Genomic DNA, 13,126 nt, shown 5'->3' with positions numbered 1-13,126 from the left:
TCGTTCTATGCTTCATTGGTAACGTAGGACACTAATGCTCTAAAAAATGGTTTGTGCGGCAATATTTGGGATTGCGTTTGTGGCCGCAGGGCACTTTTATGTCCTTTAAAGGAAGTGCTGCGTCGCTCTCGCGTGAAATATCCCCGAGAGTTCGGCCGACCCTTCCGGATGCAATGGGTTCACAGAGTTAAACAACACCAACCAGGGTTCGAGGGGGCTTAATGACGATGAAGGGTTCAACGCGGTGTTTCCGCGGACGATGGCTGCTGCTTGGCGTTTCCCTGCTGGCGGCCTCCACGTCGGCACTGGCGCAGCAGGCGACGGATCCGGTTGCGGCCGACGCAGAACTTCCTGTCAGCCAGTCTCCTTCGGAAATTAGCGGCGGCACGGCGCCTGCCGCGCCCGCGCAGGACAGCAACCCCGGCGACATCGTCGTCACCGCGTTGAAGCGGGCGACCAGCCTTCAGGAAACGCCGCTCGCCATCTCCGCGGTCACGTCGGAATCGCTCGTCGCGCAGGGCATCACGGATTCGCAGGAGCTCACCCGCACCACGCCGAACCTGATCATCAACGAAAATGCGAACGGCGGCAGCCGCGTTATCATCCGCAATCTCTACGCGCCGGGCGAGCCGCTCGTCGGCCTCTATTACGATGAAACGCCGATCACCGGCACCAGCGGCGTCAGCAACGACGCCGGCGGCACGCAGCCGGGCATCCGCCTGTTCGACGTCGAACGGGCCGAGGTGCTGCGCGGCCCGCAGGGGACGCTGTATGGCGCAAGTTCAATGGGCGGCACGATCCGCCTGATCTTCAACAAGCCCGATCTCGACGATTTCGAGGGCGCGGTGAATGCGCAGGTGTCCACCGTCAGCCATGGCAGCGGCGCGGGCGCCAATGTCGATGGCGTCATCAACGTGCCGATCGTCGAAGACGTGCTGGCGGTCCGCGCCGTCGGCTATTGGGATCGCACCGCGGGCTTCCTCGACAACAGCGTGCTCGGCCTGAAGGATTACAACAAGAACCGCAGCTATGGCGGCCGCCTGCTGGTGCGCTTCCGTCCGATGGAGAATCTGACCATCGACGGCATGGCGGTCTACCAGGATCGCGACGGCTTCAACCCGAACTGGAACCTCACCCGCGCGCAGCTGTTCGGCCGCCGCTTCGATCAGGATCTGCGCACGCAGACACCGCAATCGGACAAGTTCGAATTGTACAGCGGCACGCTCAACTGGGATTTCAGCTTTGCGACGCTGACTGCGATCGCCTCCTATTCGAAGCGCGATCTGGCGGTGAATTTCGATTATGCGCCGTTCTTCAGCCGCTATTTCACCGGCAACATCGCGGCGAACCGGGTGCCCGGCTACGCCAATTTCGCGAACGACTGCAATCGCGGGCTGATCGGCGGCGCGAACGGTTGCTCGCCGGAGGAATATCAGCGCTTCGTCACCAGTTGGGGCAGCCTGACCGCCTACCAGCCGCAATCGACCAAGACGTCGACGCAGGAAATCCGGCTGGCCGACGCGCAGCATGCGATCAAGTGGACGGTTGGGTTCTTCCACAGCAATCGCGACAATTTCACGCGCAGCCTGCTCAACACCGTCGATCCAGTGACCGGGCAGCAATATTATCCCACCGGCTATTCGGCCACGCCTTATGGCTTCGGCTCGCGCACCCAACTCGACCGCACGATCGCCGACACGCTGAAGCAGATCGCCTTCTTCGGCGAGGCAACGTGGGAGGTGAACGACAAGCTGGAGCTGACCGCCGGCGCGCGCTGGTTCGAATATGAAAAGAGCACCGGGGCCGAGGTCATCATCCCCAATTATGTCGCCGGCAATGTCCGGCTGCCGTTCTCGGAACTGTCGGGCAAGGAGAACGGCACGCTGCTGAAGTTCAACGCCAGCTACAAGTTCAATCGCGACGTCATGCTCTACGCGCTTGCCGCGCAGGGCTATCGTCCGGGCGGCGTCAACCAGACGCTGGGCCTGCCGAGCTACGCCACCACCTATGATTCCGATCAGCTGTGGAATTACGAGGTCGGCCTCAAGACCTCGCTGTTCAATCGCAAGGTGACGCTCAACGTCGACGCGTTCCAGATGGACTGGAGCAACGTCCAGATCTCGGCGTCATATCAGGGGGCGTTCGGCTTCATCACCAATACGCCCAGCGGCACGCGCATCCGCGGCGTGGAACTGGAAACCGCTTATTATCCGATCGACGGCCTCGCGCTGCGCGCATCGGGCAGCTACACCTCGGCCAAGTTGCAGGACAACATCTCGCTGCCTGCGGGGATCAACCTGTGCACCGGCTCGCCGCCATATCTCGGGTGCGCGGTGCTGGCGGGGATCGGGCGCAAGGGCAACACGGTGCCTTATTCCCCCGAATGGACCGCGCAAGGGTCGGCCGATTACACCCAGCCGATCGGCAACGACATGGAGATCTTCTACCACGGCAACATCAGCTACCGCAGCTCGTCTTGGACGGTATATGATCGCACCGCGGCGAACATCACCGCGGCGGGGATGGAATTGCCCGGCTTCGCCAGTGTCGGCCTGCGCTTCGGCGTGCAAAAGGGCGACCGCTGGGGCCTGTATGTCTTTGCCAATAACGTGTTCGATGTGATCGGCGCGGTGAACAAGACGACCAGCGCGACCAGTTCGGTGCTGGCTCCTGTGGTCAGCAACGGCGTGACCTATCCCAGCGTCTACGTCACCTCCAGCCCGCCGCGCGTGATCGGCCTCAGCCTGCGTACCCGCTTCTGACGGGCAACGCTTGACGGATCGGCTGCCGGCGCCACGAGGCGCCGGCAGCATCCCTCAATTGTCGCTTTCGGTTTCGTCCTCGGTCGTATCGGCGATGTTGAGGATCGCGCCGTCTCCGCCGCTGCGATAGGCGGCCAGTTCCGTCTTGGTGACGGGCCCCAGCACCGCATCGATCTCCGCCGTGATGGCATCGATCGCGCCGCGCAATTCAGTGTAGCGCGTGGCGGCATCGGGCGGCACCTTCTGGTCGCTCCCGTTCAACTGATTGTAGAGGTACACGACATGCGTCTGCAGCCCCGGCTGGCTGTAGCGGATCCTGGGCGTGATCAGCCGCTGCGCGATGCTGCCCAGCGCGCGTTCGCGACGTGCGTCGGGCTGCTGCGCCAGCGCGGCCTGCGCCTGGGTGACGCGTGACACCGCCAGGTTCGTGTCATGTACCAGTTTCAGGGCGCGCTGATTATGGTCGTATTGCGCGACCAGATCGGCGTTGGTGATTCCGCTGGCGAGGATGCGCGGATCCTCCACGATCTCCAACGGCTGGCGCGTGGTAACACCGCCGGCGGTCATCTCCACGGTGTAACTGCCCGGCGGCACCATTGGCCCGGTCGGTGCGCGTCGACCGCCGCTCGCGGGTGCGCCATCGGGCGTGCCGGCGGTGCGCAGATCCCAGATGAAGCGGTGCATCCCCGGGGTTGCGGCAAGGCGCGTCGGATAGGTCGGGCGATAGGTGCCCAGTCCATCGTCATCCCCGCCGCCGCCGCCCGGCGTGGCCGCTTCGCCGGTGTCGCTGGTGAAGCGGCGGAGGACCTTGCCATTTGCGTCGTGGATGGTCAGCGCGACTGGCACGGCGGCGGCCCCCGGCGCGATGTAATAGTCGATCTGCGCGCCCGGCAGGATGTGCTCCGGGCCAACGTTCGGGTCAGATCCCTTGTCGCCCGATGCGTTGATGCGCACCGCGCGCGCCGGCTTGTAGAGCCGCGTCTGCCGCAACGATCCGTCGATCGGCAACTGCCGCAGCACGCTGAGGTTATCGAGCACGTAGAAGCCGCGGCCCTGCGTCGACAGCACCAGATCGCCATGCGCCAGCCGCAGATCGGTGATCGGCGTGGCGGGCAGGTTCAGCTGAAAGCTTTGCCAGCGCGCACCATGATCGAACGACACATACAGCCCGTATTCGGTCCCCGCGTACAGAAGCCCGGGCCGTTCCGGATCCTCGCGTACGACGCGGGTCGGCTCGTCCGCGCCGATGCCGTTGCGCCCGTCGGTCAGCCGCGTCCACGTTTTCCCATAATCGCGCGTCGCATAAATGTAGGGCGCGAAATCCCCCATCAGATAGCGGTAGATCGCGGCATAGGCGGTACCCGGCTCGCGAACGCCCGGCTCGATATTCTGGACGCGGCCACCCTGCGGCAGCCCCTTGGGCGTGACATTCTGCCACGATTTGCCGCCATCCTGCGTGACATGGATCAGGCCGTCGTTCGATCCGGCCCAGATCACGCCCGGCCGCACCTTGCTCTCGCGGATCGCGTAGAGCGTCGAATAGACTTCCTCGCCGGTCGCATCGATCGTGATCGGGCTGCCGGACGCGAACTGCTTGTCGGCCGGGCGCCAGGTCAGGTCGGGGCTGATCGTCTCCCACGTCAGTCCACCGTCGCGTGAGCGGTGAACATATTGCGAGCCGTAATAAACGGTGTTCGGCTCCACCGGCGATACTTCCATCGGCGCGGTCCGCTGGAACCGGTAGCGCAGGCGATCGGGATCGTTGCCGTACAGCGATTCACTGCCGATCCAGAAGCGTTCCTCGTTGAAGTTTGTGCGCATGTCCATGCGGCTGAACTGGCCCTTGCAGGCACCCCAGACGATATTGGGATCGTCAGGCTTGGGCATGATCGGTCCCGTCTCGCAACCTGGCCCGACGCGGTAATCCTGCCCGTCGCCCAGCGCGATCGAGGGGACGATAACGGTCGTATTGTCCTGCTGCGCGCCATAGAGGCGATAGGGAAACTGGTTGTCGACCGCGACCTGGTAGAGCTCGGCGGTCGGCTGGTTGCTCTGCACGCTCCACGTCGCGCCGCCATCGAGCGACACGTTGGCGCCGCCGTCATTGGCCTGCACCATTACCTTGGGATCGGCCGGGTTAATCCATACGTCATGATTGTCGCCGTGCGGGGTCGGCCGGGTAGCGAAGGTCTTGCCGCCGTCGAGCGATTCAAACCAGCCCTCGTTGCCGACGAACACGCGCTCGGCATTGCTCGGGTCGACGCCCAGCGTGGTGTAGTAGAACGGTCGGGTGACGAGCTTCCCGTCGCCGTTGACCAGCGTCCATGTCGCGCCGGCATCGTTCGACCGGTACAGGCCCTGGCCCGGCTTCGCCTCGATCAGCGCGTAGAGCGTGTCGGGCGCCGCGGCGCTGACGCCGACATTGGCGCGACCGAACAGCCCGGTGGGCAGACCGCCGCCCAGCTTCGTCCAGCTGTCACCGCCGTCGACCGACTTGTAGATGCCGCCTTCCTTGCCGCCCGAGATGATCGACCACGGCTGGCGCAGCCCGTGCCACATCGTCGCGTACAGCACGGCCGGGTTGCTCGGGTGATATTCGACATCGGCGGCGCCCAATCGTTCGTTGAGGAAGAACACCTTCTTCCACGTCCGGCCGCCGTCCCGCGTCCGATAGACACCGCGATCCTTGCTGTATTTGAACGGATTGCCGCTGGCCGCGACGAACACTTCTTCGGGGTTGGTGGGATTGATGCGGATCGTCGCGATCTGGCCGACGTCGGGCAGCCCCATGAAGCTCCAGGTCTTCGCCCCGTCGACCGACTTGTAGATGCCCTTGCCGATCGACACGTTGCTGCGGATCTTCGACGATCCGGTGCCGGCATAGATGATGTCGGGGTTGCTGTCCGCCACTGCCACCGCACCGACCGGTCCGACCTTGAACTGGCCATCGGTCGTGTTGACCCATTTGTGCCCCGCGTCGGTGGTCTTCCACACGCCGCCGCCAACCGTGCCCATGTAGAAAGTGCGCGGCTGCGAGGGCACGCCCGTGACCGTGGTGACACGGCCACCGCGCCACGGCCCGACATGCCGATAGCGCAGGCCCGACCATTGCTTCGCGTCATACGGCTGCGCGCTGGTCTCGGCGCCGGGCGCCGCCTTGGCCTGAGCGCTCGTTTGCGCGCTGGCGACACCGGCGATGCCGCCCAGCATGGTGCCCGCAGCGAGCAGCGCCAAAGTATATTTCATGTTGTTACCCCCGATATTCAGAAACGGTCATGACGGTGTGCGGCGATCCTGTCCAAACATGATGCCGCGCCGCTGCCGTCCCCGGCCGGCAACCTTGCGTCGCCGGCCGGGGATCGGCGTTCAACGGCTCATTTCAGGTCGAACCGGATGCCCAGCCGGAACGTGCGGCCGAGATAGTCGAAGAACGTCTGGTTGATGCCCAGATCGACGTTGGACGTGTCGGACGGCCCCTTGCCGACCGGCGCCGGATCACGATTGAACAAGTTCGCGACACGGAAATACAGCTGGCTCTTCGCCCCCCCGATCGGCAGCTCATACGCAAGATAGGTGTCGACGTAGAAGGCGCCGTCCACGCGGTTGTTCAGGATCGTCCGGTTGATCGTGTTGCTGGCCGGGCAGTTGATCGCGCATTCGACCCAGTCGTTGTTGTACACGCCCGCGCTGATCCCGCGCCCGATCACCTGCATCGAGAAATTGTCCAGCGCGTAGCCAAGCGTCGCCCGGTACGTCCAGTTCGGTGGACCGCCCCCGGCCGTCTGCCCGACGGTGTCGGTCGGCGCATTGACGCCGTTCGATTCCGACGCCTCCAGATAGTGCGTGGCGATCCCGCGGAAGCTGACCGTGCCGGGCAGCTTGGCGGACACGTCGGCGAGATCGAACTGATAGCTCAGCTCGAAATCGATGCCGCGCGCGCGGTTGGACAGGAAGTTATAGGGGCTGTTGGCGATCAGATATTCGCTAACCGCGGGCCCCGGTCCTGCGGTGTTGGTGAAGCCGTTGCTGCCGAACGGAATGACCTGGTTGCCGATCACTGCCTGCAGCCGGCGGCACAATTCGATGTTGCCGGTGAAGCAGCGGTCGACGATCTCCTGCGACCCCAGGGTCCCGATCGCGCCGTTGATCTTGATGTCGTAGTAATCGACGGACAGGCCAAGTCCCGGAATGAACGACGGGCGGAACACCGCGCCAAAGCCCCAGGTGTCGGCCTTTTCGGGTTCCAGCGCGAGGTTGCCGGTCACCGTCTGGGTGTAGCGGATCGACAGATTGTTCTGCCACGGATCGCCGATCGAATTGGTGTTGCGCGCCCCGCCCTGGAACAGCTCCGACAGATTGGGTGCGCGGATATCGCGGGAGCGCGAGACGCGCAGTCGAAGGTCGCTGATCGGCTCCCAGCTCAGCCCCGCCTTCCACGTCACGACATCACCGGATTCGCTATAGCTGGTGTAGCGCGCGGCACCGTTGAATTCGATGTTGAGCGGCAGCGAGACGAGCGATTCCAGATACGCCTCAGTCACCGAGTACGATCCGATCGTCGGCGTGAAATTGCCCGAATACCAGCCGGCGGCATATTCCGACGGCACATAGCCATCGATCTGTTCCTTGCGGCTTTCCACGCCGAACGCGAGGCCGATCGGCTTCAGCCACGGATTGGTGACGTTGGTGCTGAAGTTGAGCGAGGCGACATCCTGCTGGATGCGGCGATCGGCGTAGGGGGCGCCCATGATGTAATCGACCGCCGCTTGCGAATTGACGCCGATGCCCATGCGGTTGAACGGGACGCAACCAGCGGCGAGCGGATCGGCGCTGCCGTCGCGTGTCACACGGCACACGATCGCGCCGGTCGCATCGCGCACCGCATCCTGCGCAAAGCCCAGCTTCACGCGGTTGGCGGAGATCAGCGCTTCCTTCGCATTGGTGATGCCGCGCTGGTAGTAACCGTCCCATTTCCATTCGAGCGCGAGGAGATCGAACGATCCCTCGAACCCGGCCAGGTACCGCTGGACGTTGCGGTCATAATGGCTTTCGCGGGTCGGAATATCCTGGTTCCAGGTACCCAGCGTGAAGCCCGCGCCGTTCAACTGCGACCGGACGGCGGCAGGGATGAAGGCATTGTCGCCGCGAATCGACACATTGGCCTTGTCGGTGTGATAGCCGCCCCAGCTGTCCTGCTTGCTGCGGTTGTACGACAGCTCGGTGAACACCTGGAAGTTGTCGAGCACGTCGAAACTGAACCGGCCGAACACGCTGCTCAGATCCTCGCCCGGCTGGATCGAGGTGCCGTAATAATGCTGGCTGATCTGCCAGTCGCCGCCGATCGTCCAGGGCAGGCTGTTCAGCCGGTTGGGACCATAATCATAGCGGTTCACCGTGCCGCCCTGCCCGAAATAGGTGCCGCGCAGCGGGCCGGAGGTGATGATGCCGCCGCCGGTGGTGGTGTTCAGTCCCGATTGGCCGGCGACCATATATTCCGGCTGGCCATTACCGGCGACATAGCGCGGGTTCTGGATCAGGTGGACGCCGCGGTTCTGCCACGCGCGCGGGCCGGCCCCGCGCACGCCGTCGCGCCGCACGATGTTGCCGCTCAGCAACGCGCGGCCGCGGCCGTCGGCGAACTCGATCCCGCCGGTCAGCGTCGCGCGCCAGCTCTGGTCGTCGCCATAAGTGGTTTCGCCATAGCTGACGTCGCCCTTCAGCCCCTTGTATTCGCGGTCGAGGATGAAGTTGACGACACCCGCCACCGCGTCGGATCCGTACACCGACGATGCGCCGCCAGTGACGACTTCCACGCTCTTCACCAGCCCCTGCGGGATGGTGTTCACGTCCACTGTGCCCTGCGCAATCGAGCCGACGGAGCGATGCCCGTCGAGCAGCACCAATGTGCGCGTGGTGCCCAGAGAGCGAAGGTTGATCGTGTTGATGCCGCCGGTGCCGCCGCTCAACACGCGCTGCGTGTTCGATGGCGTGACACTGCCCGCCACCGAGGGGATCTGGTTGACGAAATCGGCGACGTTGGCCGGGGCGGAGGCCTGAATGTCGGCCAGGCCGATCACCGTCACCGGCGTCGGCGCGTCATAGCCGTTGCGCACGATGCGTGAGCCGGTGACGGTGATGGTGCCGCCATCACCCTCAGCCGCGGCCGCTTCGCCCAGCTGCTCGGCCGCATCGGGGACCAGTTCGGGCGTCAGATTGGGGGAGGGGGAGGGCGCGGCCGGAACCGGCTGGGCATCCTGCGCATAGGCGCCGTGCGCGCCCGTCAGCAGCAGCGCGGTTAACATCAGGCGGCGTATCTGTCGGCCGGGTGAAGAGAAAGGCGCCGCTCGCTTCAGGGGGCGAAAGTCGCGCACGATTGCGGTCGGGAGCGGGGCTTGTTGATCGCTGCAATAAATGCCTGATGATGCAGATATGCCCTCGCCGGGAACTTGTCCCGACGACAATATAGAACGCACAAACACACGCATATGGCCCCCTTCGGCTATGGTTATGTGTTTCCCCTGCGTGGGATGGAACGTTCGCCTTTTGATGGCGATTATGTTTTACGGCAAAACAGGCGCATTCGCACGCCCGTTGACGTTGTTCCTAGTTCAGTGAGGCTATCAGTGGCCCTTGCGTGGTCAAGCAGAGTCTAATTACCGGCCCATGCATGTTTGTTCGGTGGTCATGCGGGATCGCTATGGGTTGACGCTGCGCCACTCCATTGCTGACCAGCTATGTTGCAAAATGTTGCTGATGACCGGTCAGGCGCGAGAACTGGTGCTGTTCTGTAGCCATCATCGTGCGATCAGTCATCGAAGGCGAGACGCGGGAGCAGTGCCGCTCACAGCGTTCAATCGACAGCAATCCCTGCAATGCCAATGCTTTCCCACACGCCAGCGACATGCTCAAGGTTCAGCGCGTGGCCGATCCGTCGCAGCATGGCGTGGGGGTCGAGGATCAGGATCGCTTTCCCCAGGGACAGAACGCCATCGCGGCGCAGCACCGATATCTCTCGCGATACCGTCTGGCGCGTGGTGGACGCGCGCGCGGCCAGCTCGCCATGCGCTGATGTGATCTTGGTCACAACGCGCTGCTTTACGTGTCTGTTTTCCGGTCTGTCCGCCCGCCGGCGCGGAGGCGGGCGGGCGGACAGATCAGGCCGGCTGGCGCATCAGCACCAAGCCGCAGCGGCCGGTGGCGTTACGGGCCGACATCCGCCCCGCCGCGGCGGACCCGCAGCGAGGAATGGCCCTGCAGCCGCAGCGCCTCTGCCACGCGGTCGTTCCAGCCATAGGGATCGTTGCGGATCACCGGCGCGCCCGCTTCGTCGAACAGCACCGTCTGGTACAGCATCCGCACCGGGATCTGCGCCGGCAGCTTGACGAAGGTTTCCTTGCCCGTCGCGCGCGCCTTGTTCCATTCGTCCAGCACGCCGCCGTCGCGCGCCAGCATCTCGGCAAAGCCCAGCGCATCGTCCACCCGGACGCAGCCGTGGCTGCGCTGCCGCTGGACCATCCCGAACATCGGCTTGGCCGGCGTGTCGTGCAGATAGATGGCGTGATCGTTCTGCATGTCGAACTTCACCAGCCCGAGCGAGTTCTTCGGACCCGGCTGCTGCACGATCCAGCCGTCCTTCCACGTCATGTTGTTGGCCTTCAGATAGCCCGCGCCCTTCTTGGCGATCTCCTTTTCCTGGATCGACCGCGGCACCGTCCAGGTCGGGTTGGCGACCAGCCGGAACATCGGGGAGCCGAGCTGCGGCGTCTCCGTGTCCGGCTCGCCGACCACCACCTTGCGGCTGTCGACCAGCTTGCCGTCGCGCCAGTAGCTAAGCCGCGCCGCAGCGACGTTGACGTCGATGCGCGTCGGCGGCGGCGTCCGCTCCAGCCAGCGCAACCGCTCCATGTTCACCGCAATCGCACGCGCGCGATCGGCGTCCGACATGTTCAGGATCGACAACGCATCGTCGCCGACGACGCCATCGGGCTCCATCCCGTAATCGGCCTGCATCGCCTTCACCGCCGCGACCATCGCGGGGGAGTAGGCGTTGCCGCCAGCTGCACCCTGATCGAGATAGTCGAGCACCACCAACTGGCGGGCGATCGCCGGAATGCGCGGATCGGTCGCGCCCGGCTTGATGAGCTTGCCCGTTTCCGGAACCGCCGCGCTTGCCGCGCTGCCCTGGCGCCGCAGATCCACATAGGCTTGTGACAGGCGGCGGTAGTTCGCGTCCTGCGGCGCCAGGCTGTCGAGCCACTTGCCGACATCACCCGCCGCCAGCGCGCCGCGCAGCCCCTGCTCCAGATCGGCCTTGGGCCGTGGCACGGTGTAGACATCGTACAGTTTGGACGGATCGGTCGCGCCACTGGCGAGCGCCTTGGCATATTTCAGCGCCGACTGGGTCAGCGCCGCGTCATCGTCACCCTCGATCGCGAAGGGCAATTGGTCGAGCCCATGGGCACCGCGCGCATCGATCGCCTTGCGCAATTGATCCTTTGTCTTGCTGGTCCAGCTGGCGTCCTGCTGTGCCTCGGTGCCGGTGGCGCCATTTTGCGCGGATTGATCCTGAACGCTGCACCCCGCCATCAGCGCCGCCATCGACGCTGCCATCACCCAATGTTTCTGCACCAGCTACTCCTCTGAACCACGAAGGAAACGCGCCAGCGCGCCGCACGCTCCGCTGCGTGCCGGATGATGATCGTCTAACCTAAATCAGATCCCGGCATACCATTGGTAGCCGCGGTCTTCCCAATAGCCGCCCTTGCCCAGCCCCAGGTGATCGAAGCGGTCGATCGCCTCGATCCGCATCACGTACTTCGCCATCTTGTAACCCAGCTGCCGCTCTACGCGGAGCCGGACGGGCGCGCCGTGCGCCACCGGCAGCGGCGCATCGTTCATCTCATAGGCAAGGATGGTCTGCGGGTGATAGGCGTCGAGCAGCGAGATCGTTTCGTAATAATCACCCGTGCCGTCCAGCGTCAGTTCCAGCGTGTCGGCGCAATAGAAGGCGAGGTAGCGCGCCTTTGGCTTCAGCTTCGCCTGGTCCAGCAGCGGGCCTAATCGCGCGCCGCGCCACCCTGCGATGCACGACCATCCCTCGACGCAATCGTGGCGCGTGATCTGGTGGCGCGATGGTGCGGCGCGCAGGTCAGCCAGCGTCAGCGACAGCGGCCGTTCGACCAGCCCGCCGATCTCCAGCCGCCAATCGGCAAAGCCGTTCGCGGCCAGCGCCTGATATTCCTCGCTGTCGGGCTGCGTGCTGCCATTGGCGCGGAAATCGCGCGAGATGGCGCTGGCAGGATATTCGCGCGCCAGCGTGCGATCGCCCGCCAGATCATACAGCCCCTGGTTCAGCCCTTCCGCGCTCGAGAGTAAGCGGTTGACCGCCTGCGACTGGGTCAGCCGGTCGCAGCCGGTGGTCGCCAGCCCGGCCAGCGATGCGCATCCGCCTCGCAGCCACGCCCGGCGGCTGATCGCGGGATCGCTCATGCCGCTGTCTCTTCGGCAACCGGCACCGGCGTCGTACGGATCACGAACCATCCGGTGACCATCGACCGCAGCTCGTTCAGCGGCCCGGCCAGGACGACCATCGCGACATGCACCACCACGAACAGCACCAGGCCGCCGGCCGCCAGAAAGTGCAGGAAGCGCGCGGTCTGGCGCCCGCCCAGCATCACGGTCAGGAACGGGAAGAGCGCATTGACCGCCGGCGACATGGCCAGTCCGGTCAGGATCATCAACGGCAACAGCATGAAGACGACGGGCAGATAGGACAGTTTCTGCAGCACGTTGTAGCGGCGCGCCTCGTCGCCATGCGGCAGCCGCAATCGTGCGTGGTCGACAATTGCGCGGCCCAGATGCGCCCAATCCGCGCGGCTGGGAATCAGCGTGCGGCGAACCCGTCCGCTCGCCAGCCCCTGCACGACATACAGCATCCCGTTCAGGAAGAAGAGCCAGGCGAAGAAGAAGTGCCAGCGTCGCCCGGCGCCAAGATCGAGCTCCGCTGGCAGCGTCGCCCAGGCGGGCAGGGCGCGCGGCATCATCTGTCCATCGGCAGTACGGGACGCGCCCAGGAAACCGGTTGTGTCGAACGTCCGGCCGAATATCCTGAGCGCGCCCTGCGTCTCGCCATTGTCGTTGGTCGTGGTGACGATCGCCGCCGCCGGATTGGCGAAGTGCGACGTATCGCCCCAATAGAATGCCGGGTGGGCACACAGGATCTGCAGGCCGCTCAACAACAGCACCAGCATGCATGCCGCGTTGATCCAGTGCGTCAGCCGCACGATCGGCCCGTGACGATAAATCAGGGTCCGGCCCCGACTGATCGGCCTGTCCGCCTTCATCCCTGTTCCCTCCCGGCTGAT

General features: G+C 64.7%; 7 protein-coding genes. 1 reads left to right on the top strand and 6 read right to left on the bottom strand.

The genetic code is table 11. The features are described 5' to 3' along the window. The first annotated feature begins 227 nt into the window (after window positions 1–227). Window positions 228–2,762, top strand: a complete 2,535-nt coding sequence (locus K0S66_RS03425; RefSeq protein ID WP_301073708.1) for a TonB-dependent receptor — start codon at window positions 228–230, stop codon at window positions 2,760–2,762. Window positions 2,763–2,816: 54 nt separating this feature from the next. Here the strand turns inward: K0S66_RS03425 and K0S66_RS03420 are convergent, their stop codons facing one another. The 6 genes from K0S66_RS03420 to K0S66_RS03395 form a co-directional block, all read right to left on the bottom strand. Next, the gene (locus K0S66_RS03420) at window positions 2,817–6,008 is read right to left on the bottom strand and encodes a hypothetical protein (protein WP_301073707.1); all 3,192 of its coding nucleotides are present in this window, start codon (window positions 6,006–6,008) and stop codon (window positions 2,817–2,819) included. A 128-nt stretch (window positions 6,009–6,136) separates the two neighbouring features. Continuing rightward, window positions 6,137–9,064: a TonB-dependent receptor gene (locus K0S66_RS03415; protein WP_301073706.1), complete on the bottom strand. Its 2,928-nt coding sequence runs from the start codon at window positions 9,062–9,064 to the stop codon at window positions 6,137–6,139. Between the two features lie 548 nt (window positions 9,065–9,612). Next, entirely contained in the window at window positions 9,613–9,846 is a 234-nt protein-coding gene (locus K0S66_RS03410; protein WP_301073705.1) for a helix-turn-helix domain-containing protein, read from the bottom strand. Between the two features lie 116 nt (window positions 9,847–9,962). Further along, the gene (locus K0S66_RS03405) at window positions 9,963–11,390 is read right to left on the bottom strand and encodes a L,D-transpeptidase family protein (protein WP_301073704.1); all 1,428 of its coding nucleotides are present in this window, start codon (window positions 11,388–11,390) and stop codon (window positions 9,963–9,965) included. Between the two features lie 84 nt (window positions 11,391–11,474). Continuing rightward, entirely contained in the window at window positions 11,475–12,251 is a 777-nt protein-coding gene (locus tag K0S66_RS03400; RefSeq protein WP_301073703.1) for a molybdopterin-binding protein, read from the bottom strand. After that, complete coding sequence (locus K0S66_RS03395) at window positions 12,248–13,105, bottom strand: cytochrome b/b6 domain-containing protein (protein ID WP_301073702.1); 858 nt, start codon at window positions 13,103–13,105, stop codon at window positions 12,248–12,250. The genes K0S66_RS03400 and K0S66_RS03395 overlap by 4 nt, the downstream gene beginning before the upstream one ends. Window positions 13,106–13,126 lie beyond the last annotated feature (21 nt).

This window comes from Sphingomonas sp., assembly GCF_029239295.1.
Taxonomy (GTDB): Bacteria; Pseudomonadota; Alphaproteobacteria; order Sphingomonadales; family Sphingomonadaceae; genus Sphingomonas.
The sequence above is the reverse complement of the archived record's forward strand: the minus strand, read 5'-3'. Positions and strand labels throughout refer to the sequence as shown.

What these genes read in the sequence shown, in the direction of transcription:
- K0S66_RS03425 (WP_301073708.1), top strand. Translation starts at nt 228, where the DNA reads ATGAAGGGTTCAACGCGGTGTTTCCGCGGACGATGGCTGCTGCTTGGC.
- K0S66_RS03420 (WP_301073707.1), bottom strand. Translation starts at nt 6,008, where the DNA reads ATGAAATATACTTTGGCGCTGCTCGCTGCGGGCACCATGCTGGGCGGC.
- K0S66_RS03415 (WP_301073706.1), bottom strand. Translation starts at nt 9,064, where the DNA reads ATGTTAACCGCGCTGCTGCTGACGGGCGCGCACGGCGCCTATGCGCAG.
- K0S66_RS03400 (WP_301073703.1), bottom strand. Translation starts at nt 12,251, where the DNA reads ATGAGCGATCCCGCGATCAGCCGCCGGGCGTGGCTGCGAGGCGGATGC.
- K0S66_RS03395 (WP_301073702.1), bottom strand. Translation starts at nt 13,105, where the DNA reads ATGAAGGCGGACAGGCCGATCAGTCGGGGCCGGACCCTGATTTATCGT.